Annotated in this window: 19 protein-coding genes; 4 read left to right on the forward strand and 15 right to left on the reverse strand. The window is 45.9% G+C overall.

Features of this window, described 5'->3' with window-relative positions; all coding sequences use genetic code 11:
- Positions 1-32 precede the first annotated feature (32 nt).
- From IEW26_RS09215 to IEW26_RS09245, 7 genes are all read right to left on the reverse strand, one after another.
- Positions 33-953 (reverse strand): carbohydrate ABC transporter permease, encoded by a 921-nt coding sequence (locus IEW26_RS09215; protein ID WP_111268835.1) that lies wholly within the window; start codon positions 951-953, stop codon positions 33-35.
- A 16-nt stretch (positions 954-969) separates the two neighbouring features.
- A complete protein-coding gene (locus IEW26_RS09220) occupies positions 970-1941 on the reverse strand; it encodes an ABC transporter permease (protein WP_188592160.1) in 972 nt (323 codons plus the stop codon).
- Between the two features lie 147 nt (positions 1942-2088).
- On the reverse strand, positions 2089-3768 hold the full coding sequence (locus IEW26_RS09225) for an ABC transporter substrate-binding protein (RefSeq protein WP_188592161.1): 1680 nt from the start codon (positions 3766-3768) through the stop codon (positions 2089-2091).
- A 119-nt stretch (positions 3769-3887) separates the two neighbouring features.
- Entirely contained in the window at positions 3888-5624 is a 1737-nt protein-coding gene (locus tag IEW26_RS09230; RefSeq protein ID WP_229729755.1) for a sensor histidine kinase, read from the reverse strand.
- Complete coding sequence (locus tag IEW26_RS09235) at positions 5624-7201, reverse strand: response regulator (protein ID WP_188592163.1); 1578 nt, start codon at positions 7199-7201, stop codon at positions 5624-5626. Before IEW26_RS09235 ends, IEW26_RS09230 begins: the two co-directional genes overlap by 1 nt.
- A gap of 367 nt (positions 7202-7568) precedes the next feature.
- Complete coding sequence (locus IEW26_RS09240) at positions 7569-9887, reverse strand: glycoside hydrolase family 95 protein (protein ID WP_188592164.1); 2319 nt, start codon at positions 9885-9887, stop codon at positions 7569-7571.
- Positions 9888-10051: 164 nt separating this feature from the next.
- Positions 10052-12049, reverse strand: a complete 1998-nt coding sequence (locus tag IEW26_RS09245; RefSeq protein ID WP_188592165.1) for a hypothetical protein — start codon at positions 12047-12049, stop codon at positions 10052-10054.
- A 156-nt stretch (positions 12050-12205) separates the two neighbouring features.
- Between IEW26_RS09245 and IEW26_RS09250 the strand changes: the two genes are divergently transcribed.
- The 3 genes from IEW26_RS09250 to IEW26_RS09260 all read left to right on the forward strand — a co-directional run bounded on the left by IEW26_RS09250 (position 12206) and on the right by IEW26_RS09260 (position 15441).
- Entirely contained in the window at positions 12206-13063 is an 858-nt protein-coding gene (locus IEW26_RS09250; RefSeq protein ID WP_188592166.1) for an AraC family transcriptional regulator, read from the forward strand.
- Positions 13064-13153: 90 nt separating this feature from the next.
- Positions 13154-14035: a helix-turn-helix domain-containing protein gene (locus tag IEW26_RS09255; RefSeq protein ID WP_188592167.1), complete on the forward strand. Its 882-nt coding sequence runs from the start codon at positions 13154-13156 to the stop codon at positions 14033-14035.
- Positions 14036-14151: 116 nt separating this feature from the next.
- Positions 14152-15441 carry a glycoside hydrolase family 27 protein gene (locus tag IEW26_RS09260; RefSeq protein WP_188592168.1) on the forward strand — a complete coding sequence of 430 codons (1290 nt, stop codon included), beginning with the start codon at positions 14152-14154 and terminating at the stop codon, positions 15439-15441.
- 96 nt (positions 15442-15537) lie between these two features.
- On the opposite strand, the gene IEW26_RS09265 is transcribed toward IEW26_RS09260, so the two are convergent.
- The 6 genes from IEW26_RS09265 to IEW26_RS09290 all read right to left on the reverse strand — a co-directional run bounded on the left by IEW26_RS09265 (position 15538) and on the right by IEW26_RS09290 (position 22754).
- Positions 15538-16950 (reverse strand): MFS transporter, encoded by a 1413-nt coding sequence (locus IEW26_RS09265; protein ID WP_188592169.1) that lies wholly within the window; start codon positions 16948-16950, stop codon positions 15538-15540.
- 80 nt (positions 16951-17030) lie between these two features.
- Positions 17031-17621, reverse strand: coding sequence for a TetR/AcrR family transcriptional regulator (locus tag IEW26_RS09270; protein WP_188592170.1), 591 nt, complete (start codon positions 17619-17621; stop codon positions 17031-17033).
- Positions 17622-17702: 81 nt separating this feature from the next.
- Complete coding sequence (locus IEW26_RS09275; RefSeq protein WP_145402353.1) at positions 17703-18071, reverse strand: D-aminoacyl-tRNA deacylase; 369 nt, start codon at positions 18069-18071, stop codon at positions 17703-17705.
- Between the two features lie 166 nt (positions 18072-18237).
- On the reverse strand, positions 18238-18966 hold the full coding sequence (locus tag IEW26_RS09280) for an amino acid ABC transporter ATP-binding protein (protein ID WP_188592171.1): 729 nt from the start codon (positions 18964-18966) through the stop codon (positions 18238-18240).
- Entirely contained in the window at positions 18959-20407 is a 1449-nt protein-coding gene (locus IEW26_RS09285; protein ID WP_188592172.1) for an amino acid ABC transporter substrate-binding protein/permease, read from the reverse strand. The genes IEW26_RS09280 and IEW26_RS09285 overlap by 8 nt, the downstream gene beginning before the upstream one ends.
- A 265-nt stretch (positions 20408-20672) precedes the next feature.
- Positions 20673-22754, reverse strand: coding sequence for a serine hydrolase domain-containing protein (locus IEW26_RS09290; RefSeq protein WP_188592173.1), 2082 nt, complete (start codon positions 22752-22754; stop codon positions 20673-20675).
- A gap of 246 nt (positions 22755-23000) precedes the next feature.
- Here IEW26_RS09290 and pdxR point away from each other — a divergent pair, with 246 nt between their 5' ends.
- A complete protein-coding gene (gene pdxR / locus IEW26_RS09295) occupies positions 23001-24431 on the forward strand; it encodes a MocR-like pyridoxine biosynthesis transcription factor PdxR (protein ID WP_145402357.1) in 1431 nt (476 codons plus the stop codon).
- Positions 24432-24500: 69 nt separating this feature from the next.
- On the opposite strand, the gene glyA is transcribed toward pdxR, so the two are convergent.
- Positions 24501-25760, reverse strand: a complete 1260-nt coding sequence (gene glyA / locus IEW26_RS09300; RefSeq protein WP_188592174.1) for a serine hydroxymethyltransferase — start codon at positions 25758-25760, stop codon at positions 24501-24503.
- A 25-nt stretch (positions 25761-25785) separates the two neighbouring features.
- On the reverse strand, positions 25786-26991 hold the full coding sequence (locus IEW26_RS09305; protein WP_145402359.1) for a benzoate/H(+) symporter BenE family transporter: 1206 nt from the start codon (positions 26989-26991) through the stop codon (positions 25786-25788).
- Between the last annotated feature and the right edge of the window lies 1 nt (position 26992).

Genomic DNA, 26992 nt, shown 5'->3' on the forward strand with positions numbered 1-26992 from the left:
GCACTCCTTACTACTATGGCTTAATCCTTGACCTAACCTTTCACGCCGCCAATCGTCATACCCTGAACAAAGTATTTTTGCAGGAACGGATACACCATCAGAATCGGAACACTTGCAATAATTGTCATGGTTGCCCGAATGGAGGTCGGTGTAACGGCAACGCCGCTATTATCGGCAGATTGATACACATCACTTGCTGAAGAAGTTGCCGAAGTGGTCGAGGTTTGCAGAATCTTCATCAGTTCATATTGCAGTGTGCTTAACTCCTTGTTAGACGAGTTGTATAGAAAAACGTCAAACCAGGAATTCCATTGACCTACGGCTACGAAAAGAGATACGGTCGCCATAGCCGGTATTGTTAACGGCAGAACAACCCGGATGAATGTCGTAAATTCACCGGCTCCGTCAATGCGGGCCGATTCCAGAATTCCTTCAGGCAGCCCTTCAATAAATGAACGAATGACAATCATATTAAATACACCAATGACTCCCGGAATGATATACACCCAGAATGAGCCAATCAGACCGAGGTCACGAATCAGCAGGTAACCAGGAATCAATCCACCACTGAAGTACATCGTGAATACAAAGAACATGGTGACAAACTTGCGAAGCACAAATTCCTGCCGACTGAGCGTGTACGCAAGCATCGCAGTACAGAATACGGACACTATGGTACCAATAATCGTACGAAGCGCCGAGATCAGCGTGGCATGATAGATATCGGATTCACCAAAGATGTATTTATAGTTATCGAGTGTCCATACCCTTGGCCACAGATAGATCCCACCACGAATTGCATCGTTGGCATCATTTAATGATACAGCAATCATATTGATAAACGGATAAATGGTAACAATCATTAGACAGATCATGAAGATGATATTAAATGCATCAAACGCACGGTCCCCGGCGCTGCTGTTCCGCAAGCGGGATGATTTTGCTTTTGGCATGGCCTAGGCCCTCCTCTTAGAATAGTCTGCTTTCTCCCATTTTTTTGGCGATGTAGTTGGCGGTGAACAGGAAGATGAAGCTGACCACCGTTTTGAAAATACCGGCTGCTGTACCCAAGGAGAAGTTCCCGAGTCCCAAACCATACTTCAGGACAAAGATATCCAGGTTTTCTGAATAATCCATGTTCATTCCGTTGCCCAGCAAATACTGCGGTTCAAATCCGGATTCCAGGATGCTGCCCATATTCATAATCAACAAAATCACGATAACCGGCTTCAAGCCTGGCAGGGTGATGTATAACATGCGTTTGAAACGGCTCGCTCCATCAATCTCTGCGGCTTCATACTGTGCAGGATCAATGGAAGTTATGGCTGCCAGATAAATAATCGTGTTCCAGCCCACATCTTTCCACACTTCGGTGGCCCCCAATATGCCCCAGAAATACTCCCCTTTTCCCATCCATAGTACAGGACTGTCGATCAGATGAAGCTTCGTCAGAATAAGGTTGACGATGCCATCAGGAGACAGGACCGTGAGTACAATACTCGAAGCAACAACCCACGAAATGAAGTGAGGCAGATAACTTACCGTTTGCACAAAACGTTTGAAAATAATGTTTTTGAGCTCGTTTAACAGCAGCGCGAGTGTAATCGCTGTGACAAAGCCAAGCACCAGCTTGATCGAACTCATCACCAGTGTATTTCGCAGTACACGATAGAACGTATTGTCCTCAAACAGGGTTTGAAAATGCTTCATGCCTACCCACTGCTGATCGGCAAAGGCTCTTGCCGGTTTGAAATTCTGGAAAGCCATCGTCCAGCCCCATAAAGGCAAATATTTAAATATGAATGCCCAGATCACAAAGGGTATACACATAAATGCCAAGGTTCGCTGCTGTAACAGTCGTCTATAAAATGTGTTTTTCTGTTCCCTTTTGCCGCCATTGACTGGTGGAACAGAGTGAAGGGATACATTTGGCTTCTCCATGGTGCAGATACTCCTTTCCCTATGCTGTCATTCGTGCGCCAGAATAAAAAGCTTCCCTTGATGGATTCCCGTTTTCTTCGGCGCACGCAACAGTTTGTATGCTTCTAACAGCTCTCAATAGTTTTGATTCTGGTTAGCTCTAATGAATTACCATTTACCTGCAACCCGGTTCTGCACCACTTCGGTGATCTTTTTCTCGTAACCTGCTTTATCCAGCTTGTTGAACTCGGTCATGTAATCGTTCCAGATCTTATCAAAGTTCGATGGTGCACCGAGAATCATCTCAGGTAAATATTTGCGCTGCAGATCATCTGATTTCGTTGTAAAAAGCTGCTCAGGTGAACCCTGCTCCAGAGCGATAGACCATGCCGGGAACCATGGCCGGTCCTCGGGCTTGTTGAAGAGCTCACTAAATGTTTTGATGCCATACGCATCCAGAAATTTTTTATCTCCTTCGGTGTAGGTTGATGCAACCACTTCTGGCTGATTGCCCGGACTGAATGCGTTTCCATCGGACAGAGTGGATTCTCCTCCATAACGAGGCCAGTCATTGCTGAAGTAGGTGAACCCGAACTTGCGGCCCAACTCCACGTCATCATGTATTTTACGTTGCTCGTCGTTGGCGTAATAGAAACGGCCTTTTTCATCTACACTGTAGGTTTGATCCTTGATGCCCCATTGAGTAAGAATTTGATTCTCTTCTTTGAGCAAATTGTCAAAATACTTGATAATCCGTTCCGGATCTTTTGCATTTACGGTAATTCCGGTTGCATAGTTGTTTACAAAGCCCGGTGGATCGACATATTGATCCTTTATGCTTTTATCAAAGACGATGGGAAGCGGCGCATAACGCTTCTCATCAATACCTGCTGCAAGCAGGTTTTTGGACGCATCTCCAATCTGCCAAGCGTAGTTAAAATAACCAAGAACACGTCCTGAGGTCAGTTTGGCGAGATATTGGTCCTTGTTCATCGTGAATGATTCCGGATCAAGCAATCCCTTTGCATTAATTTCGTTCAGCTTTTTGATCCATCGTTTCTGCTCTTCCGTTCCGGCAACGGTTCTGGCTACATGGGTGTTCATATCAACCATAACGCCCCCGTCATTCGGATATCCTGCGAGGTGCATGGCTGGATTCTGCAGCGTGAAGAAGTTGTTGGCTACTCCTGCAAGGGATACAAAACCGATCGTTTCTGCCCCGTCAACGGTTGGATGCTTCTCCTTGTAGTCCTCAATCAGGTCAAAATATTCATCCAGAGTTGTAATTTTTGGATAATTAAATTCCTTCAGTACGGAACGTTGAATCCAGAAGGCTCCGCCCCCGACATTTGGACTTCCTGAATACTCACCCTGATTTGCCGTATAAGGAAGCGCATATATTTTGCCGTCCTCCGGATTTCTCATTTTATCAAAATAAGGTCCGTATACCTTTTTGATGTTTGGTCCATATTTTTCGATTAGATCATCTAGCGGTATGTAAGCACCAGCATCCAGCAGCTTGGACATTTCTCCACTGGAGGCGATAACATCCGGGTAATCTCCACTCGCAATCATGACGCCCGCTTTGGTCGCGCTGTCGCCAACGAGGTATTCCATTTTCCAGTCTACGCCCGTCTGGTTCTGAAGCTCCTTGCCAATCGTCGTTTCGCTGGCCAACGTATCCTTCTTCCCTGAAGAGAACATGTAATACGAGAATGTTACTGGACTGTTATCATCCTTTTCGGCACTAGACGAATCCCCTGGAGAGGAGCTGCTTGAATTGCAACCAGCCAGAAGGGAAGCCAGTAGCACGGCTAAGCCTGTCGTTTTCAGAAGCGGTTTTAACATGTGTTTTGTTCCCCCTTTTTAATTAAGCGTTGTCTGTAAGCACTCTCAATATATCAAGATAACGCTTTCACAGTTACCTACAAAACTGTACTTTGTGCTTTAAAAAGTATATCGTTCCATTATTCGCCTTTAAATGAATTATGCTCAAATGGAAGTTTGATATGAATTGTTGTCCCCCGTCCTTCTGCTGATTGTATGGCCAAAGAAAAGCGATCCATGTAACAAAGCTTCAAACGGCTGTATGCATTTTTCATGCCAACATGCTCGCCCATGTCTACATTCTGATCCAGATAAAGCAGCAATTCTTGCAATCTGGCGGCAGACATGCCAATCCCGTTATCCTCCAAGCGGATATGCAGCTCCTGCTCCTCTACACGTACGAACAGTTGAATCAAACCTACTCCGGGAGTTGACTCAATACCGTGAATACTGGCATTCTCTACAAATGGCAAAATAACCATTTTAGGAATCCGATATTTTAAAGCAGCCTCATCCGCCTCAATGTGATACTGAAGCTTCTCTCCGAAACGATATTTTTGAATTTGCAAAAAGCTGTCGATGAGTTCCAGTTCTTCTTTTACGGTCACTTCATGCTGATTCCAGCTAATAGACTTGCGGAACATTTTGGCCATATGGTGCACGATCTTGGCGGTTTCCTTCTCTCCCTTGATCAAACTTCGCATCCGCACAGATTCGAGCGTGTTAAACAGAAAATGCGGATTAATCTGACTATGCAGCGCATGCAGTTGAGCCTGCTGCTGCTTCAGCTCCAGATCTTTTTTCTGAATATCTGCCAGGTATACTTCATCGATCAGACTTCGAATCGTCTCGGTCATTCGATTAAATTCTGTGGTCAGCTGACCGATCTCGTCTCTGGCATCCTCAGGTGGAATCGTCTGAAAATTCTGGGTTTTCACCTTCTTCATATGTTTCAGAATTCGGACCAGTCTTACGTGTATGGATCTGGACATCGCAGCAATAATGATGGTAGGCAGCACAAAGTTAATACACGCCAGCCAGACTACAAAAGACCTGGATTGGCGTACCTCCTGCAGCACAATTTCTTCATCCATGACCCCTTGCAATGACCAGCCTTCCAGATAGTTGATGCCTGAATAGACCCGCTCAAAGCGAATGGTCTTGTTGGAAAACTCCATATTGCCATACAGCTCCCCGACAGAAGTAGGCCCTGAACTGGAACGATTAGAAAAACGGATATATCCTGCAGGATCAACCAGATACACGCTGCCATCAAAACCGCTGTTGCGAAACTGCTCTTTCATCAGGTCCATGTTAAAGTCAATTTTGAGCAGCTGTTCAATTCCCCCGGTATCACTGTTGTTCAAGCGCTGAACAAGACTTAACCCCTGATCTCCAGTAACCAAAGTTGGGTATGGCGCAGTGTGATTCTTCAATTGTTGGTACCAGCTGGACTTGCGGACGACTTCGGTCAGATGCTCAATGTAACCCGATGACAAAATGGTCGGATTATCCGTGAACACCTGGTACCAACGAATGCCTTGGCTCATTTGACCAGAAAACTCACTCTGGAGATAGGAATTATACGCACGAATGTACTCCGAGTGACTGCTAAACGAACGGGATAATGTCTCGTTGAATATGGGATCGGCATACAGAGAATACGACAGCCCTACTCCCTGATCAATTGTAACGCGCAGTTCATTCTTCAGATTGTTTAACGCAACCCCTGCATCACGTGTCTTCTGACTGCGAATATTCGCAGTTGTCACCTGGTAGAAAGCAATATTGGTAAACACAATCGGGATAAACACGGATAATACATACATTATCAGCAGCTTGTCCCGAAGCTTCATATAATTCAGATTCCAGCGCATCACTCGGCCCCCCGCAGTCCTTCCTCTTTCAGCAGATTACGATAGGCTGTAGGAGTCATGTTGAGGATTTTCTCAAATTGCGTCACAAAATAATCTGCATTCTGAAATCCGATGCGGGCCGCCACCTCATACATTCGCAGGTCCGTCTGACGTAAAAGCTTCTGTGCCTCCTGAATGCGGAGATGAAGCAAATATTCATTAAAATACTGATTATAGCTTTTGCGAAAAAGCCTACCCAGATAGACCGGGTTCATATAGAACTCGGCTGCAATGCTTTTAAGGCTGATGTTCTCCATATAATGGGAATCAATATATCGTTTGATCTTGTTGATATCACCCTTGGACTGTTCTGAACGCAGCTGTGCGATATATTGCTCCGCTTCCTCAAGTGCAACAACAAACGCTTCCTTGAGAAGACGCAGATTCCAGCCATCCTGTCCTTGCTCTGCGAGTGACTTGAGCTGCTGCAAACCCGCCTCACTGCCTCCCATCTCATGAACTACAGCGAGAATGCCCGTCATGCAGCGCACAAGTGAACCTGTGACTGCTTGAGGAGAGAAACGGCGGGAATGAAACAGCTTGAACATCTCCTCCACCACGGTATGACAAGCGACGCGGTTACGTTCTTCCAGGCTCAAAATCAACGGATCAACCACTTCGTGATTTACATTAAAAACGTATAAAGGCTTGTCCTTTACTTCGGAATACCAAATCACATTACCGTGTTCCGCAAATTTATGTCGGGATGCTTCATCTGCTTCGGCGTAAGACCGCGGTGCATCACTCATGTCATTCACCATCGTACCAGCATACAGCGCCACATCTGCCTGCAGCTGTTCACTTAATCTGTTCTGAATTTTCTGAATCTGATCTTCTATGTTTTCTTTACGATGCTTCTTGTGTGATTCTTTACAGAGAAGCACTAGGGCAAATCTGCCTCGCTGCTCCTCAATGACGTATAAATGGAATACATCTCCCTCTAACCCTTGCAGCAAATCGGAAACATGCTGAACCGTTATATGTTTGATCTCTGCACCCGTCAAAATTTCAATCAATACAAGCATAAGTGAAGTCTGACGGTCCATACCGAGCATGTCTGCATATCGGTTCTCATCTTCTTTGCGTACCTGTCCCTTGATCATGTCTTTGAGCATAATACGACTCGCCTGCTCTTCTGCCAAAAAGGCATGTTTCCGCTTGTTTCGAATCAAGTCAGCCGACTTTTGCAGCGTTGCCGTCATCTCTTCATCGTCAATCGGTTTCAGGATATAATCCTGCACACCATATCGAATGGCCTGTTGAGCATACTTGAAATCATGGTATCCGCTAATGATGATAAACACAGGCTCCATAGTCGGTGAATTGGCTACAGCCCGGATTAGCTCCAATCCATCGAGAATGGGCATTCGAATATCCGTAATAATGATATCGGGCTGCAAACATTCCGCTTTTTTGAGCGCCTCCAGTCCATTCTCTGCCTCTCCAGCAATCTCCATGCCCAGACTATGCCAGTCAATCAGCTCATACATCCCTTTGCGAATAAACATTTCATCGTCGACCAGCAATACTTTTAACATGACATCCTCCCCTTCCCAGTAACGAAAAATAATCCATCTGCCGTAAATCAACTTCAGACGGAATACGGTAAGTCGTGCTGTGCAAGCGAGCTACCCCAAAATAATAAGCAATCTAAAGTATGTATCCATATAATAGTAAACGCTTACATTTTTATGGATAATTCATGAGATTGTTTCCATTCTATAGTTTGTTGTCCCCATTTTCAATGCGAAAATGATGCATTTTATTGCGCGAAAGTACGCATCATCTTCGGTGAAAAGCAAAAAAGCGACCCGTACCAGGTCATGTACCCGGACGTTTCGCTTAAATAATGAAGCAAAGCATGCTCACAAAAACTCCGATAACAGAAACACCCTCCAATCGCTGTTATCCCCAGATTTCTTGTTTCCCTTTTAATGAAATCGAATGCTGTTCATGCTTAAAATCCAGCTCGATCTGTTGTGACAAATATGATACGGTAACGGTCGCAGCTGCACTTGAACGCAGCGTAGCTGAGATCAATTCTCCATCAAGCCATTCCATATCCACCTCAATTCCTCCACGTGCTCGCAGCCCCCGAACTGAGCCTTTGGGCCATGCACTTGGCAGAGCAGGAAGAAGGAGAATCTCGCCCGCATGACTTTGCAGCAGCATCTCGGCAATACCTGCCGTCCCCCCAAAGTTACCGTCGATCTGAAACGGGGGGTGATCACAGAACAGATTAGGCAGCGTAGAAGATCGCAGCAGCTCAACCACGTTATCGTGTGCCAGCTCACCCAACTCAAGTCTGGCCCACATATTGAGAATCCAGGCACGGCTCCAGCCCGTATGCCCTCCCCCATGCTGAAGTCTGCGATCCAGCGTAACCCGAGCCGCCTTCGACAGTTCAGGTGTTGTGCGCGGAGTAATCTGTGATCCCGGATGTAAGGCAAACAAGTGGGAGATATGCCGATGGCCTGGTTCAAGCTCCTCATAATCATTGCTCCACTCCTGAATCTGTCCGTGCTTCCCGATGTCAATGTCAGGAATACGCGATAACGCTTCGCGTAATTGTATAACAAACGACTGATCCTGCTGCAAAATATGTGCGCTTTCTATACAACGGTTAAACAGCTCACGAATGATCTGGTTGTCCATCGATGCCCCGTAACAAAGCGAACCAGACTCACCATTTTCTAATATGTAAATATTCTCTGGCGAGGATGATGGACATATGACAAGATTGTCCTCAGGGTCTTCCACGAGGAAATCCAGTATAAATTGGGCTGCCTCCTTCATTGTTTCATATGCTTGGGACAAGAAAGCTTTATCCCCGCTATATGCATAATGCTCCCACAGATGCAAGGATAGCCATGCGCCACCCATCGTCCAGAAAGTAGATGTCAGGCATACGTCCTGCGGTGCAGGATCCGCCCATATATCTGAATTATGGTGCGCTACAAAGCCCCTGCATCCGTACATCTGGCGTGCCGTTTCCCGCCCACGCACCTTCAATCTGTCGATAAAATCAAACAGCGGAATATGACATTCTGCCAAATTACAGCTTTCCGCCAGCCAATAATTCATTTCAGTGTTGATGTTAATGGTATACTTGCTGTCCCACGCCGGGAGCATGTCCTTGTTCCATATACCTTGCAAATTAGCAGGCAGTGAACCCGGACGGCTGCTGGAAATGAGCAGATAACGTCCAAACTGAAAATACAAGCTGACCAGTTCAGGATCATTAGCTCCGCTCTGAAGTCTCGCTAAACGCTGATTCATGGGCAGATGGATGTAATCCCGGTCTGTATCTCCACCTTCAAGACGCAGATTTACCCGTTTGAACAGAGCTTGATAATCCGCAATGTGATCTCCAAGCAGTTGCTCGTATGGCTTGGCAGCGGCTGCTTCTATTCTTCGCAGGCATTCTGTGACAAGCTCTTCCTTGGCATAGCGAAAATCGGTGCAGGCTGCAATCAGCACAGTTGCCGAATCAGCATGACCAAGCGATATTTGACCACCCGAGTACCGAAGCTCTCCGCCTTTGTGTATTACCCGAATGGCACAGCAGAAGCGAACCCCATCCTCGCCGCCGCTTCTTCCCCGGATGATCATATCGCCATTACTGCGCTGTTCAATTCGATCAAGCAGCGACTGGAAGCCAACCGGGTGTCTTAATGCACCGGATAACGGAGACCAGTTCAGCACGGAACCTCTCCCGAAAAGTGAGGTGAATGATATCTGGCCTGGCATACTGCCGCATAGGTGAACAGCCATGACCTGGTCGGGATAACTCGAAAAATAGCTGCGCGTAAACGTTACTTTTCCGGAAGTATACTGCATCTCAACGAGTCCTTGCTCCAGGTCAAGATGCCTCTGGTAATCCGTTATTTCCTCATTGCTATTATGCATAGCCATATAAAAATCACCAAGCGGCTCGTAATGACGCTGCCCGTCGGGTACACCCACCAGCGATGTGAGTGCAAGCTCTTCGGCCTGCTGAATCCGGCCCTGGAACAGAAGCTGCCGTATTTCGTCCAGAGAATTCAGCGCCCGCGGATTGTTCCGTTCCATCGGCCCGCCATACCACAGGCTGTCTTCGTTAAGCTGAACTCTCTCCAGATGTGCTCTTCCGAAAATCATACCGCCTAGGGTTCCGTTTCCAATCGGAAATGCTTCCTCCCACTGCTGCGCCGCGTTATCAAACGAGATTTTATTCACGTTCATCCTGCACCTCCAATAAAAATGCTCGGTCTGCTACAACACCAAAGGTAGGCTGCGTAGTCTATTTATTCAGTTTACCTTCTTCACAAGCTTGACTGAATGTAGAAAACTAACCTAGAGCTTCACAATATTAACCCCGTCTCGAGAATTGCCGCATAATAACGCATTTACTTTATTTTACTTTCTGTACGGATATGATCCCAATAATCACCAACCAGCCCTTCGATAATCGAACTGCTTGCCCAAGGCATAAGACAGAACCAGGTGCTGGACGGTGTTCCATCGGCATAAGTTTCTGTAACGAGTCCTTGCGAGTGACAGAAGCGCTCAGACATCCATCCCTTTTTGCCATAACCGAATTCACCATCATAACGATTGTAGGTCTGGCAGCCCCAAGCCACGGTGTCCTTCATGCGCTGACGGATATAATCATCCTCACGATGTTGAATATAATATAAAAGCTCATCAATCAGATTGCTGGACATCGGATGAATGTGCGGGTTAGCTACAGAAGTCACGCTGCCCCCAGAGCTAGACCAGTTCAATGTGCTTAGTGGCGGTATGTTTACAGGTGAGTTGTAACAAAATTTGAAGGTGAACTCATAGCAGATTGCATCTCTCATGTGATGAAGGAAGATCTCTTCACCCGAAAGAGCATGCAAAAATCGCAACGCTTTGATATAAGCAAGTATGCCTTCGGAATCCACTGCCTTGTCTGCATCAAGCGGAGCACCATAACATTCCATTTGTTTCACATACATATTGTAATAATGTGTTTCACTGCGCCTCATTTCCTCTAAAGAAGACAGATCGCGAGTTAACCAGCTGTAATAGGCTTTTGCCGCAAGACACCATGCTCCGCTAAAGGCGTCGTATTCCAGGCCTGCACCTGTGCGCTCGGACAGAATTGTCGGATACTCTCCATCCGCATTTTTGTTGAGTTCCAGACGATCAAGCACTCTCTTGACATAAGCGAGCCAATCATCATGCTGAATATGGCGTATGCGAAGCTCATAGTCATAACATTTGAGAATATAAAACATGGCTTGCCCGACAAGATATGCAGAATGCCCTGGTGTACGCATTCCATCAAACCACCATCCTTTAATGCTCCAGTTCCCATCCTGATACGCATCGTAAGGCAATCCTGACTTTGAATTCAACGCATTCTCTATAATATTGGTTAGGCAAGACAGAGCCTGCTGACGCATACGTTCATCGTTCTGACGCAGTGCCGCGAGCAGCATGGGAGCCGCAATCGTCAAGCCGTTAGTCCAGCTGATCGAGATGATCTTGTTATACCGATATGCTCCGCTCTCCACATCCTCATATACAAATGTAGAATAATGCCGATCTTCCGGAAGCCAAGCGTAATCCCGAATAGCGCCTGATAAGTCGGATACAGCTGTGCTGATGCTGCTTCCTTGCCGCGGATGCTCATGGTACTTATGATAGATCGACTCAATGGCCGCATTAATGCCTAGTGGTGAGGGGGACTCATAATCATAGAGTTCAAGTGTGAATTCCACCGACTCCCCTGCTTCCAGCTCGAATACGTTCTCTGACATAGACGAGCGCTCATGCACAAGCCTTGATTTGATGAACAGCAGCGGCGCATTCTCATACCCTAAGGTGTATCCCACTGTTCCTTTTTCAATTGAACATGTAAAGCCCCCATACTGCAAAAAATCTCCTTGGCACCCCGGATACCAGGGCTGCTTCCATCCACTGTTCTCGCTTTGAATCCAATATGGACTCGCGCTAAGTCCGACAATGCGTTCTGTATCATACACAAGCGCTATCGGGTGAGACAAGCGATCACTTCGGACCATCCACCAGGGAGATGACGGACGAGAAGGTTTTCCTTCACGAAGTCTCGGATATTCGTTAGGCACATTCTGCGGTGCTTCTCCCCGGTTAAGTCCATACATAAAAGCAGGCAGGAAAAATCTTGGCCGCTGTTTCTTAAAAGGAAGCTCGATATGAATGACCCCGCCCCATCCCTGACTGTTTTCATTTTTAATCCTAATCTGTGCCTGTCGGGGATCTTCCGCACTTCCCGTACCATCAGTCATCGTCACTTCGGCATGAAGTCCATGTGTACTTAAACATGTATACTCTGTTCCGGCTTGTTCTCTGCTGCGTGCAGTAAAGATCAGTTCCATACAATCCTCCCGTTCTGTTTTTCTTAACACCACGAAAACGCTTGCATATTTTAATATAAGATGCTAGGATGGTACCATTTTATAAGTTCAGGTTTGCCATTTCTTTGCTTGGATTGTGTTATTTATTGCGCCAAACGATAAGGAGGCCTACGTGATATGGATGAAACACTGGATTATCTGTATGATCCTATTCACACGGATCTGCTCTATCTGCATCGTATTACAACCTACAATATGGGAACGTTTTATCATCGGCATAACGGGTGTGAGCTATATATTTTCTTGCGGGGCCATGTAAATTTTTACGTGGAAAACAAGTGTTATTCCCTTCAACGCGGTGATCTCATTGTGCTAAATCCTGAAGAAATGCATCGTTCCTTTGCACTGGACATCAATGAATATGAACGAATTACAATCAATCTGCAAAAGTCATACCTAGATCGGTTATCCACACCCTCTACCAATCTCTCATCCTGTTTCGTCCATCGTTCGAAAGGTAAAGGGAATATTGTTCATCTGGAGGAACAGGAACTGGAGCTTTTTCTTTCAATAACAACACAATTAGAGGAAAACTTGACAAGCTCTAGCTATGGTTCAGATGTAATGAGAAATACGCTGGTTTCCAGGCTGCTACTCATGACCAATCTGGCTTTCCAGCACACATCGTATGTCCCCACTGACATTATGCCTGAACTGGTTCGGAAGACGCTGGACTATATTGATGCCCACCTGACAGAACCCTTTTCACTTCAGTGCTTGTCAGATCAACTTTTTACCAACAGCAGCTATATTAGTCGGCAATTCAAAAAACATACCGGACTCACCATTCGAAACTATTTGCTCTCACGCCGCATTGAGCTTGCTAAAGTTTGCTTGTCTGATGGCATGAGTATTACCGAGACGTGTTATCAGTCCGGCTTCGGTGATTATGCCAACTTTATTCGCAGCTTCACCAAACGGGTCGGGATTTCACCAGGAAAGTTTGCCCGCAACCCTATCCATACAAATGACTAGGCATCTCGGTTCTCGCTATTTTTATTGTTAATTTATCGCTATGTAAATACTCTGTTATCATGGTCTGTTATCATGGATTGGAGGACCTTCATGGATATTTCAAAAGCTACATACGGCTTTCGATTTGCAGATGATCATGAGCTTGCTCTATGCAAACTGTATGCTGCGGGGGCTGATATCATCACGGATTCTTCATATTATTGGGACGGGCTGGAGCGCACGGATGGCCCACTTCTTTTATTTCAATATACGTTTTCAGGTGAAGGCATCTTTGAAAATAACAGCAAAACATATCGCGTCAGATCCGGACAAGCTTTTCTTGCAGAAATTCCTGGACCTCATCGATATTACTATCCTGTGGATGCCACTGAACCATGGCAATTCATTTTCCTGTTATTTCGGCCCGATCTCATCTCCGCTCACTGGAGGAAGTTTAAACGCGAGGCCGGTGAAGTGCCTTCTCTACACATGGACTCTGCACCTGTTCGCCTGCTGCGCATGATTGTAACCGATGCTGCAGCAGGACGAATTACGGACCCGTTCATCGCTTCCTCCAGTGTATATCAATTCATGACCGAGTTGGTTCGTCTGCAGACGACAACACGTCATAATCGTGAGAATTGGTCTGAGCATATTCGGCAGGCAGCGGCTTACATCGAGAATGATTATGCCAGCATGATCAGTATGGATCAGCTCGCAGAGCGGGTTTCCCTGTCCAAATATCATCTCATTCGCAGGTTTTCCGCAAGTACCGGGATGACTCCAGGTGTGTATCTTACGCGTGTACGTATCGAAAAAGCGATGGAATTGCTGCGGGGCACTACACTCAGCATTGAACAGATTGCATCACGGATTGGATATTCCAGCGGAAGTTATTTTATTAAAGCTTTTCGAGGATTAACAGGACTTACGCCTGGAGATTTTCGAAGCGGCGGCGAGAGTCTGGTCTATCGCAGGCTGTTTTTTGACTGACCGCAATATATTGCTATTGAAGGCTCAACATTACTGTAGATAATTATATTTCTCTTGATTAAGATGAAGGTATTCAGAGCAATAATTTTAATCCGTTGAGACAAAGGAGCATACACATGAACCATACTCATGCGGCACCAACACCCCCTCTTGGCTGGAACAGCTGGGACTGCTACGGCGCTGCCGTAACGGAAGCCGAGATTCGCGGTAATGCAGATTACATGGCTGAACATCTCAAGGAATATGGCTGGCAATATATCACCGTAGACATTCAGTGGTATGAACCTTTGGCGCATTCTTCTCTATATCGCCCCTTTGTGCCGCTGATTATGGATGAATACTCTCGTCTGATGCCAGCCGAGAACCGTTTCCCTTCCGCAGTCGGCGGACTGGGCTTCAAACCGCTGGCTGACTACGTCCACAGCCTTGGGCTCAAATTCGGGATTCATATTATGCGCGGTATTCCCCGGCAAGCTGTTCATGCAGGTACGGCTCTTCTAGGAACCGAGGCCACTGCTCGTGATATCGCTCACACCAATTCCATCTGTCCGTGGAATACGGATATGTATGGCGTGGATCACAACAAAGAAGGCGCACAGGCCTATTATGATTCATTGTTTGAATTATACGCCTCATGGGGCGTGGATCTGGTAAAGGTGGACGATATTGCCGCTTCCAGATTATACGACACGCATCAGCCTGAGATTGAGATGATCGCAACAGCTATACAGCGTGCCGGACGGCCTATGGTGCTCAGCCTTTCTCCTGGTCCTGCTCCGGTAGAATATGCAGCATTTTTTGCAGAACAGGCCAATATGTGGCGGGTTACGGACGATTTCTGGGATCGTTGGCCCCTGCTGCTTGATATGTTCGACCGCTGCCGTACATGGCAGGGTGTTCCGAAGGAGGGATGCTGGCCGGATTGTGATATGCTGCCTCTGGGACACATCGGTATTCGTTCTGTAGATGGAGGCGGTGCTGACCGCTGGACCAGATTCACCCCGGACGAGCAGTTAACGATGATGTCACTGTGGAGCATCTTCCGTTCTCCTCTCATCTTTGGCGGTGAACTGCGGGATAACGATGACTGGACACTGTCTCTGCTGACGAATCGCGAGGTACTGCGGATGCATCGTGAAAGTCATGGTGCCAGGGAAGCACTGCGGCAGGGCGATCTGATTGTGTGGACCGCTGAACATGCGGATGGTTCTACTTACGTCGCTGTGTTTAATGTAGGTGAGCAGCATGTGCTCCCGGTGGAAATTGACCTGAAAACGGTCGGTTTGTCTGCTTCCGTTGTAAGAAAAGGAACAGAACTATGGAGCGGCGATGCTGCCAAAGTCGATGGGGACATTTTACACGCCGATGTGCCGTCACATGGTGTGCGATTGTACCTTTTAGCCTGAGATTTTCATGAAGAAGAGGCCTGTCGTTTGTGACAGACCTCTTCTTTCGTTATTTCATTTTTAAATTGTAAACGGCCTGCACATCCAGAACTTTCATCAGATCCATGTAGATGATTGCTTCATTGATCCTTGGGATTTACGATCAAAGTACCAGCGATACAGAAACGTCATCACCCCAACCAACATGGCAAGCAAAATAAAGAGGTTACTATATACAAATGCAGAGGACAGGCTGATAAAAGGATTGATATGAAACTGCTGTGCTCCACTGTCGATAACCTTGCCAAGAACTGTTGTAGATACCGAAGCTGCGATGAAATTAAACATGGATAACAGACCCATGCCAATGCCCACCTGTTCCTTGGAAAGTGTCTGTGCAATCGTATTAGACAACGCAATTTGCATATACGATTGACCAAGGACCGCTAAGACTAGAAAAGATGAAACGAAAATCAATGACACACCGCCAGCAAGCGATAGACTTATGAAACCGATAACGAGCATCGTTGAGGCTGTATACATCAAATAAGCATTTCCTTTCTTGTCAGCTAACGTTCCACCGCGCCTTCCCAGTAATGCTGCGATTAAAGCGGATGGCAGCATAATCAAACCTGTCAGAGCTGGATAAGCATCATACACATTGGTTAATAACTGAGGGATGATAAATGGAATGCTGAATCCGCAGGCTACCAACAGAAACGAAATAAACATTCCCCATGTGTAGGATCGATTACGAAATACAGCTGGCTGAACAAACGGTGATGCGGCACGAAGAATACGAAGGATAAACAATGCTAACGCTACAATACCCAAAAGCAAGTACCCCAAATTCAACTTGGTTAGTGCGAGAAGTATAGCTCCAATGCTTACTGCAAGCAGCATCCCGCCGATGTAATCCATCTTTTCATAGACTCCCTTCTCATCATTCAAATACCTTCGATAAAAAGGCAAAGTCAACAGGGAAAGCAGCGGAATTGCAAATAGAAACTTCCAGTTCAGAGCACTAGAGACTAATCCGGCAACGATGGGGCCTAAAGCAGATCCCAGAGCAATTCCGATCGCAGAGGTACCTAGTGCTTGACCACGCTTGTTTGGGGGAAAATAGCGAACGGGTATGATCATGGCAAGTGCTGGAATGACTGCAGCACCAGCTGCCTGAATCAGGCGTGCCAAAATAATCATGAAGTAGGAAGTAGACAGAATTCCTATCACGGACCCGGCAGCCAACAATAAGAGCCCAAATGTGATTAAATGTTTAATGCTGTATCGATCTGTTAGCTTCCCGTAAGTGACTGTACCAACGGCGTATACAATTAAATATCCGGTAACGATCCAGCTTGTCTCGGAAGCTGACCGTTCGAATTGATCCCCAATGACGGGTAAAACCACATTAAACATCATTCCGTTCATTACAGAGATGATCAATGTGAAGACAAGCACACGAAGTAGTGCCGTTTCTTTACCGGTTGAAGGTGTATCCTGGAGCTCTAAACTCTCTGTGTTCTTCATCTTTTTCCTCTTTTCCATGCGTTATTTAAAATATAAAGAAATGACTGTCAGTACTTACTAACACAATATAGATTAAAAAACTAGGGCGTTAACGCCCTAGTGAACGTCCATACACTTTCGGTAATCACATCTTCTAATGAAAGCCACGGAAAATGTACATTATCCTCCATATGGTTAATAAACAAGCCGTAGTTTAATGCCATGAAGGAGAAAGCCTGTAATTCAGCATTGATCTGAATCACCTTGCCTTGCTCGTACATTGTTTGTAAATATCGGGTTAACAGCTCAAGTAACTGCTGCGGGTGCCTTATCGTTCGTGTTCTTAATTCCGGCAAATGATTCATTTCCTTCAGGCTGATCATAAACAATTTGCGGTTCTTATGCATAAGTTCATGATAGGTTCTGCTCACTAACAATAAGTCTGAATGCAAATTCCACACCAGTTTTTCCTCGAAAAGACGTGTCATTTCTGCGGCATAATGATATTCATCAAATGCGCTCTCAAGCAGATTTTGTTTCGTACCGAAGTGGCGAAATAACGTCTTCTCACTTACACCCGCGGTTAAGGCAATCTCCTGTGTTGTAACACTTTTATATCCTTTTAACGAGAACAGATCAATTGCGGTTAACATTAACTTTTCTCTTGTGCTTTGTTTACTTGGATTGGACATCAAGCTCTCCTTATTATTGCAATGTCAGTGACCACTGTCATAAGAGAAGACTACCTTTTGCTTATCTCTTTGTCAAGTATCTCAATGAAATTTCTGCTCCATGGCTTGGATGGCAAGTTGAAAAGCCCGAATTCTTCTCTCAAGCAACGTATGTTGAGGTGTTCCAGCTGTCGACTTCTCCATCATTCGTTCAAGAGAAGGAAGGAGATTGTTCATCACTTGACGTGCCTCGGATATTTCCAAGCTGCTATAATGTTGGTCATCTCTCCCATTCCAGGTGTGCTCCAATGTATATAAACTGACGATTAGCGCATGAAGTCGTTTCTCTATAACAGATGTATTAGCTTCCTTCCCCTTCATGTTCTTCAGCGCGTTTTCCGATTTGCGGATCGCAGACTGAAAGGCTTCAATGGATTGTCGTTGTACAATCTCAGGTACGGGTTCGGTCATAGGATGATACTCCTTTGCAAGAGATTTAAAGTGACTGTTATATGGATGTAGATACAATACGTTCACTGTTTTCAGGAATCCTATTATAGTCCTATATGGAATAAATGTACAAAACAAAAAAAGCCGCATATCGCGACTTTTTTGTGCTGAACCATGATAGTACGGATTAGAGCACCTTTTCCAAAAAACTGATTGTACGTTCGTGCTGCGGTTTACCGAAGATCTGTTCAGGATTACCTTCCTCAACAATATATCCTCCGTCCATAAAAATAACCCGATCCGCAACTTCGCGGGCAAAGCCCATCTCATGCGTAACAATGATCATCGTCATACCTTCCCTAGCGAGGTCCTTCATAACGCCAAGCACCTCGCCTACCATTTCGGGGTCAAGCGCTGACGTAGGCTCATCGAACAGCATCACATCCGGGTTCATCGCAAGTGCACGAGCAATAGCTACCCGCTGCTTCTGTCCACCCGAGAGCTGGCTTGGAAAGCTATCCGCTTTATCCGCCAGACCAACACGGTCAAGCAAGCGAAGCGCCGTGTCCCGTGCCTGCGCTTCATTTAATTTGCCAAGCTCCATCGGCGCAAACATAATATTTTTAAGCACGCTGAAATGCGGAAAAAGATTAAAGTTCTGGAATACCATACCAATGTTCTCACGAGCTTTATTGATATTGGTTTCACTGCTGTTCAAATCCTGATCATCAACGATCACATGACCTGCAGTGATGTCCTCCAGTCGATTAATGCAGCGCAGAAATGTACTTTTCCCTGAACCGGAGGGGCCAATGACACATACGACCTCTCCTTCGTTTACAACAACGTCAATGCCTTTTAACACCTGATTTGAACCAAAACTTTTTTTCAGTCCTTCTACTCTAATTTTACCCACGACGGATTCTCACCTCCAGATAATCGGCAATTCTAGTCAGTGTAATAATAACGATCAGATACATCACCGCAACGGTTAACCAGATGTCAAAGGAAGCAAACGTTCTGGCAATAATAATTTTACCCGATTGTGTAAGCTCAACCAGACCGATAACGGAGAGAATCGATGTATCCTTCAGCGTAATGACCATCTGGTTGATAAATGAAGGGATCATCACACGAATCGCTTGAGGAATGACAATTTCCATCATCGCTTTGCGATACGGAAGTCCAAGTGAACGAGCCGCCTCCATCTGTCCACGATCAATCGATTGGATACCTCCGCGGATAATTTCGGTGACGTAGGCACCCGCGTTCAAGCTCAGCGTCAGAATCGCTGCAAGAAACAGTGGCATCGTAAAGCCAAAGGCTTGCGGGATACCAAAATAAATGAAAAATGCGAGCACCAGCAACGGAATACCTCTGAAAATATCAACAAATACTGTAGCGATGCCACGCAGTATTTTGTTATGTCCTACTTTCATAAAGGCAAAAATCAAACCAATAATAAAAGCAAAAAATAACGACATCAGCGTGTACAGCAGCGTTTGCCACAGACCTTTCAGCAAAGCTGGAAGGGATTTGATGACAAGTTCCATTCGTCCCAGGTTTGCAACCGTTTCGGCGTTATCACCCAGATATTTATCGACGATACGCTGGTATTCACCATTCTCCTTGATGTTTGCAAGACCTGCATTAAACTTCTGCAGCAGCTCCTGATTTTTGCCCTTGCTTACAGCAAAACCATAAGGTGCTCCTTTTTCTTGTTCCGTAACCACTTTCAGTCCGTTGTTCTGATTCGCTCCATATTTCAGTACAGGAAAATCATCGAAACAAGCGACGGAATTGCCCGTTTTGACATCATCATACATCTGCGCTGAATCATCAAAAGGCACAATCGTATATCCATACTTTGACGCATTCGCCTCAGCAAAGCGATATCCTTCCGTACCCGTTTTAACGGCTACTTTTTGACCACGCAAATCCTCATAGCTTTTTACGGAATTATTGTTAACACTAACACCCATCACGACGCCAGATTCAAAGTAAGTATTGGAAAAATCAAATTTCGTTTTGCGCTCATCTGTAATGCTCATGCCTGCGATTACGCCATCCACCTGATTGGATTCCAGCGCCTGTACTGCGGCATTGAAGCCTAATGCCTTGATTTCATACTTGAAATTCTGATCCTTTGCAATTGCCGCCAGGATATCCATATCGATGCCGACAAAATCACCGTTGATGTCCTGAAACTCAAAGGGTGCAAAGGTGACATCCGTACCGATGACATAGGTTTTTTCTGTCCCGGATTGTGCCTGTACGCTTCCTATCCAACCTGTAAAGCCGGACACCAGAAGCAGTACCATCGTAAGTATAAGTATTGTAATCCTGTTATTCTTCATATGTCCTCCTCGGCTTGACGCCATACCATCGTTATGTTCCGCATCACGCTAAGCTTATTATTCTCAGCTCTTGACCAATCAATGCTCTTTCTACCCACCTTCATCTAATGTTTCCATGGCATTCCTCAAATGTACTTGTAAAATTCTATTATACTTACCCCAAGGGTGAGGTATGCGAAACCTAAGAGTTTAAAATTTGAATCATTAAAACGTCAAAAAAGCCGCAAAATGCGACTTTTTAGCTATCTTATGGAGTTTTAGGCCTTTATTTTAACGTTATCCCAAAAACAGATCCCGCTTCACCTGCAAAGACAATGTAGCCTTTCTCTGGAAGTATCATTGTTGTTTGACCGCTAACTACGCTATGATTCAGGCTAACACCAGTCGCATCGTATACAACAAAAGAACCATCTGAAGGGACGTTCACTTTCATTGCTTTCCCTCCAGCCGAAGACGGGATAGAGAACCATCTGGCGTAACCATTCGCCTGAATTGTCGTTTTCGATTGCTGACCTACATACATCGGTTTCACAATATCCTGGCTGGCATATATATTGCCTCCTTGTGAAATAAACTCTACACCGTCCTGTTTGAAAAATGTAAATTCCATCGTGTCACGTCCGGCTACACCAGGAATTTGTAATCGATTCATAGCTTGATCCGCACCGGTGATTGCATTGGTGTAAATATAACCTGGCAGTTCACTCAGCAATTGAATAGGGATAAGCGGCATCGCTGTATTATATAGAGTCGAGGTATGTTTTTCATTCACGAGTACATACGCTTTACCAACACGCGCTTGCCACGCAGCTTTGGCTTCGTCCGACAATGGATTCGCTTGCAGCTTCTGGGCCTTGTACTCCGACGAAGCAAGCTGCCCGAGTCCAGGTGCCGATTGATACGAACGTGTCCAAAGATACGTATTTCCGTTATCTTCCTTAACAAACTTCAGTTTCTCCGTACCTGCTTCATTTACAAAAGATCCATCAGCAATGTATGTGTACGTCTGCTCCGGACTATTGGGAGCCGTTAACATCGAGATCGTGAGTTGGCCGCTCTCCTGCACTTCCAGTTTCATTAATATGTTGGCGCCGCCGCCATAGATTCCTGAATGTTTCATCTCTTCTTTTGGCATATCCGCTTTTACAGGCACACCATGCGACTTCTCTGGTTTACGCTCCGGAATCAGCTTCTTTTCTTCCAGCGCACCGAGTAAGAGTTCCGTTGCTATTAATTGATTCGTTGAACTTGAACCTCCAGACGATGTAACGGCTGCAGCCATGTTATGCTCAGGCAATACGATTAGAGATGAATGATAGGCTATCGTATTTCCGCCTTTCGTCCACGCCTTGATCCCGTATTGATTGAAAGGAAACAAGCTCACACTGTCCCATCCGAGTCCATAGGCAATAGACGAATCGCTGTCCTCTGGCCACATTCCCCGTTTGTACTCTTCCTGTCCGGTAGCTTTCGCTGCTTCTTTGGAAAGAACACCATTCTTCTCATTCGTGAATACTTGTGACAGCTTCACCAAGTCTTCGGCTGTGGAATAGATGCCTCCTGAGGCAATCATGTTGGTTGTCTCCAAAGGCTGCTGTTCTTTCTTGGCGGAGTAAGTCGTTGCCATTTGATTCAAATCGAGTGGATCTTGTGGCGTCTTGGTATGATTCATGCCAAGAGGCGTTGTAATATTACGGTGCATGAATTCTGTAAAACTCAAGCCGCTGACTCGCTCCACCAGAATCTCGGCTAATGAAAACCCGTCATTACTATAAACCGAATAAGCTCCCGGATCTGCCTTCAAATGCTGTAAGGCTAACTGTTCCAGTAATGTATCATGAGCGTGAGTGTCTGGATCTTCGAATAAAATAGCACTATTACTGGAAGTGCCAAGCAGTCCCGATGAATGATTTAACAGCATACGTACTGTAATTTGGGCAAAACGCTTGTCCTTCATTTTAAATTCAGGAATATAGTCCACTACAGGATCGTCCAGTTTCACTTTACCCTCATCAACCAGCTTCATGACAGCGGTTGTCAGGAACATTTTACTTGTTGATCCTATGCCATACATGGTACCTGACGTAAGAGGTACATGATTGGACGGGTCGTTGATTCCTGTCTGTCCAGAAAGAACAATGTCTCCTCCATCGATCAATGCGTACTGAACACTTGTAACACCGTAAGTTTCGGTCAATGTTTTCGTTTTTGCAGTGACTGCTTTTTGAGTTAACCCATAATCCAGCTTCGCTGGAATTTCAGCTGCATATGCAGCTGTGGGAACTAACATCGCAAATGCCAAGGTCATAGCAACGATAGAGGTTCTTTTTTTACGTGTCAAATTCATCTTCTCCTCTTCTGCTCAGTGATCGTCGTGTTGTGCTGTTACCTAACCCAGTATAGAAGAGGAAAATGAACTGCCCACGAACTTCATATGAACTTCAGATGAACAGTCAAATAAATATAGTTAACAGTGATTAATATTGCAGCTTGAACCGTTATCATGATAGTATTCCCACAATGGAGTGCCTGATATATTTTCATTGTTAAATAATATGCAATCCATAATTTCAACAACAATGGAGTTGTTAAGATGTTAAAAGTGAACCGAAATGATGAGCGTCCAATCTGGCAGCAGCTGCTTGACCAGGCTATTCACAACATTACAACCGGGAACTGGCCTCCAGGTGAACTGCTGCTTCCGTCACGCGAGTTAGCTGCTCTTATTGGTGTTTCACGGTCTACAATCCAGATCGTTTACGAAGAATTATTCAGCCGGGGTTATACGGTAACTTCACGTCGCGGTGGAACAAGAGTCAGCAGCTCGATTCAAGTGCTCCGTTCTTTAAAAGAGGAGCCAGCGCCCGGGCCTGTACCTCCCTTACTGCCCGTAGTACACGAATCCATTGCCAAACTGCAGAGCTGGTTTGGAGATGGAGATGCAACGCAGGTGGACATTGATTTCAATCCACACGAGCCTTACTTGGATGAAACGTTCACGCAATCCTGGAGGAAATCATTTTTGCAGGTGTCTGCTGAACCCGACCTTGATATCTGGTCATATGGGGATGCCCGAGGTTTCCTTCCGCTGCGAGAACAGATCCAACGTTACTTGTCACTGGAGCGAGGAATTCATATTGAGGTTGATCAGATTTTGTTAACTTCAGGTGCACAGCACAGCATTGATTTGATTACTCAGGCACTTCTGACTGAAGGAGACAGAGTGTCTGTGGAAGACCCCGGTTTTCCTGCTGCCTGGACCACCATGAGATACCGCGGTATGCAGATCGATGCCGTACCGGTTGATGAGCAGGGACTGTGTGTAGATCGCATCCATCCAGATTCGAAACTCGCATTTGTCACCCCTTCGCACCAATGTGCCACCGGAATCATCATGTCAGAGCCGCGCAGACAGCAATTCATGCAGTTGGCCGGGAAACGTGGAATGTGGATTATCGAGGACGATTACGATAGCGAATTCAGATATCGTGGAGACCCGATTCCCACCCTGTTCAGCCAGCTGCCTCAGAATACGCTTTATATGATGAGTTTCTCCAAAATGATTGCTCCCGGTATACGTTTATCCGCAATCATAGGACCTCAAGCAGCGGTTGAGCGGCTTACCCAGATTCATGAACTGACTTATCGACATCTACCCATAATGGAGCAGCTTACGCTGAATCATTTTATTGAGCGGGGGCAATTTATGCGCCACATGAGAAGGGTTCGTAACGTTTATCGCCGTAGACACGAGGTTATGACCAAAGCCATCCATTCTTCTGGTCTTAGTTCGCGTTTTAAGTTAAGCGGAGTAGAAACGGGATTACATATGCTTCTTGAAGCAGATGTGTCATGTGATGAAGCTGCAATAACCTCTGCCGCCCGCAGGCAGGGTGTCTGTGTTTATCCGTTGAGCAAATACTGTCTGGAGAGTGATCGTAAGGGGTGGGTATTAGGCTTTGCTAAAGTAGATGAGAAACGAATCGAAGAAGGCATCTCCCGATTTGCCCGGACCGTATTATAACCATTGAAATAGAGCCCGCCGGCAATACTCATGGATAATTAGAGAAGATTGCAGACGGGCTGTATCTATTTATGAGGTGAACGAGGCCCCTGCTTCGTACAGAGGAAATCGTGATGTTATCTCGCGCACACAACCTGATATGTGCTGTTTTACTTTAGTGTTCGCTGGATTTTTAAATGCAAGTGCGATCAGCTCGGCAATTTCTTTCATCTCCCCCGCACCAAGTCCTCTGGTTGTCATGGCCGGAGTTCCAAACCGAATACCGCTTGTAACTAACGGACTTGCTGTATCATGAGGAATCGAATTTTTGTTTGCTGTGATGCCTGCTTCATCCAGCATCATTTGAGCGTCTTTACCCGTAAGGCCAACGCTGCGCAGATCAACGAGAATGAGATGATTATCGGTGCCACCAGAAACTAGAGAAAGCCCTTCATTCATCAGCGTTTCCGCCATTACCTTGGCATTATTCAGAACATTTCTCATATAAACTGTGAAATCAGATTGCAATGCTTCCCCGAAAGCGACCGCTTTTCCCGCAATAATATGCATAAATGGCCCGCCCTGTGTTCCTGGAAATACAGCTTTATCGATGGCCTGTGCCCAGGATTCTTTACACAAAATAGCACCTCCACGCGGACCTCGCAGCGTCTTATGTGTCGTGGTTGATACAATATGCGCGTGCGGTACGGGGTTAGGATGTAATCCTGCTGCAACAATGCCCGCGATGTGTGCCATATCTACAAACAGCAAGGCTCCCACTTCGGAAGCAATTTCAGCAAAAAGCTCAAAATCAATGCGCCTCGGGTATGCACTTCCGCCTGCAACGATCATTCGTGGACGATGCTTGTGGGCCAGTTTTCGAACTTGGTCAAAATCAATAAGACCTGTTTCCGGATCAACACCATAGGGAACAAAGTGATAAAATCTTCCTGAAAAATTAACAAGATTTCCATGTGTCAGATGACCGCCGTGAGCAAGGTTCATGCCAAGAATCGTATCACCCATCCGGGCCGAGGCAAAATATACAGCCATATTCGCCTGTGAACCGGAATGAGGCTGCACATTCGCATTTTCAGCACCAAATAGTTGTTTCAGGCGATGATTAGCAATATCCTCTACCGTATCAACATGCTCGCAGCCACCATAATATCTTCTGCCCGAATAACCCTCTGCATATTTATTGGTTAATACGCTGGCCGTGGCCTCCATTACGGCTTGGCTCACAAAATTCTCTGAAGCAATCAGTTCTATCGTATCCCGCTGTCTTGCCAGCTCGTGACGGGTTGCTGCTGCCACAGTTTTATCTTGACTCTCTGTATGTTTTAACATCCTGATCCTCATCCCTTCCGGTTTCTTAACCATTCGTTCCAAGTTGTTTTTTGGCAAATTTATAATGAATTAGAAGATGTGCCATAACTCCTGCTACAAGTCCCCAAAATGCACCGCCGATGCCAAACAAAGTCACATTAGCGGCTGTTGCTAAAAATGTAATCAATGCCGTCTCCCGTCCATTCGGGTCCGCCAGAGCGTTAGCCAGGCTGCCGCCGATCGTTCCAAGCAAAGCCAAGCCCGCTAATGTAGCGATAAATGCTGCGGGAAGAATTAAAAATAATGCGGCTAAGGTGACGCCAAAAATGCCGACAGTTATGTAGAAGACTCCGCAGGCAATGCCCGCAATATAACGCTTGGACGCATCCTCATGCGCATCTTTCCCCGTGCATATGGCTGCGGTAATGGCTGCCACGTTAAATGCATGTGAGCCGAATGGTGCAGCGATAAGTGAACCCAGGCCGGTCACCGTTAATATAGGGTTGGCACTCGTTCGAAAACCGTCATTACGGAGAACCAGCATACCTGGCATGTACTGCCCCGTCAGCGTAATAATAAATAACGGCAGGGCTACACCGAGCAACGCTTGAATTGAGAATTCGGGAGCTGTAAATACAGGTAAAGCGACCGCCAGCTGGATGGAGCTGAAATCGGTTTTCCCCATAATCATCAGGTAGATCAGACCGAGAACCAATATACCAACGATGGCATAGCGAGATGTAAACCGTTTTAACACGATATAGGCGGTGAACAGCAGAATAACAAGTACAGGTTCGACCTTGGCCCCTTCAAACGCTGAGATACCAAACTGGAGCAGAATTCCTGCAAGTAAACCAGAAGCGATCCCTGGCGGGATTAATCGAACGAACCGTTCGAACAAACCAGACAAGCCCAAAATGATAAAACCAACAGCGGATACCATATAAGCACCTACGGCTTCAGAATAAGGTGTTACAGCCAGCATAGAAACAAGAAAGGCTGCGGCTGGTGTAGACCACGCTGTTATGATAGGTTCTTTGTAGCGGTAACTAAGCCATATCCCCGTGATCCCGACGCCAATCGAAATGGACCATATCCAGGATGCGGTCATTTCCGGGCTCAACCCAGCTGCTTTGGCCGCTTGAAACACAAGAATGAAGGTCCCTCCGTAATTGACAATTACAGAAATTAAAGCCGCGGTCACTGGTGATATTAGATCACGCCCGCGAATTCTATTAGATGCTGTTTTCAAT

It is taken from the genome of Paenibacillus silvae (assembly GCF_014639235.1).
Classification (GTDB): Bacteria; Bacillota; Bacilli; order Paenibacillales; family Paenibacillaceae; genus Paenibacillus; species Paenibacillus silvae.

Excerpts from the sequence above, each read along its gene's own strand:
- IEW26_RS09215 (WP_111268835.1), bottom strand. The coding sequence starts at position 953 with ATGCCAAAAGCAAAATCATCCCGCTTGCGGAACAGCAGCGCCGGGGAC.
- IEW26_RS09220 (WP_188592160.1), bottom strand. The coding sequence starts at position 1,941 with ATGGAGAAGCCAAATGTATCCCTTCACTCTGTTCCACCAGTCAATGGC.
- IEW26_RS09225 (WP_188592161.1), bottom strand. The coding sequence starts at position 3,768 with ATGTTAAAACCGCTTCTGAAAACGACAGGCTTAGCCGTGCTACTGGCT.
- IEW26_RS09230 (WP_229729755.1), bottom strand. The coding sequence starts at position 5,624 with ATGCGCTGGAATCTGAATTATATGAAGCTTCGGGACAAGCTGCTGATA.
- IEW26_RS09235 (WP_188592163.1), bottom strand. The coding sequence starts at position 7,201 with ATGTTAAAAGTATTGCTGGTCGACGATGAAATGTTTATTCGCAAAGGG.
- IEW26_RS09240 (WP_188592164.1), bottom strand. The coding sequence starts at position 9,887 with ATGAACGTGAATAAAATCTCGTTTGATAACGCGGCGCAGCAGTGGGAG.
- IEW26_RS09245 (WP_188592165.1), bottom strand. The coding sequence starts at position 12,049 with ATGGAACTGATCTTTACTGCACGCAGCAGAGAACAAGCCGGAACAGAG.
- IEW26_RS09250 (WP_188592166.1), top strand. The coding sequence starts at position 12,206 with ATGGATGAAACACTGGATTATCTGTATGATCCTATTCACACGGATCTG.
- IEW26_RS09255 (WP_188592167.1), top strand. The coding sequence starts at position 13,154 with ATGGATATTTCAAAAGCTACATACGGCTTTCGATTTGCAGATGATCAT.
- IEW26_RS09260 (WP_188592168.1), top strand. The coding sequence starts at position 14,152 with ATGAACCATACTCATGCGGCACCAACACCCCCTCTTGGCTGGAACAGC.
- IEW26_RS09265 (WP_188592169.1), bottom strand. The coding sequence starts at position 16,950 with ATGAAGAACACAGAGAGTTTAGAGCTCCAGGATACACCTTCAACCGGT.
- IEW26_RS09270 (WP_188592170.1), bottom strand. The coding sequence starts at position 17,621 with ATGTCCAATCCAAGTAAACAAAGCACAAGAGAAAAGTTAATGTTAACC.
- IEW26_RS09275 (WP_145402353.1), bottom strand. The coding sequence starts at position 18,071 with ATGACCGAACCCGTACCTGAGATTGTACAACGACAATCCATTGAAGCC.
- IEW26_RS09285 (WP_188592172.1), bottom strand. The coding sequence starts at position 20,407 with ATGAAGAATAACAGGATTACAATACTTATACTTACGATGGTACTGCTT.
- IEW26_RS09290 (WP_188592173.1), bottom strand. The coding sequence starts at position 22,754 with ATGAATTTGACACGTAAAAAAAGAACCTCTATCGTTGCTATGACCTTG.
- pdxR (WP_145402357.1), top strand. The coding sequence starts at position 23,001 with ATGTTAAAAGTGAACCGAAATGATGAGCGTCCAATCTGGCAGCAGCTG.
- glyA (WP_188592174.1), bottom strand. The coding sequence starts at position 25,760 with ATGTTAAAACATACAGAGAGTCAAGATAAAACTGTGGCAGCAGCAACC.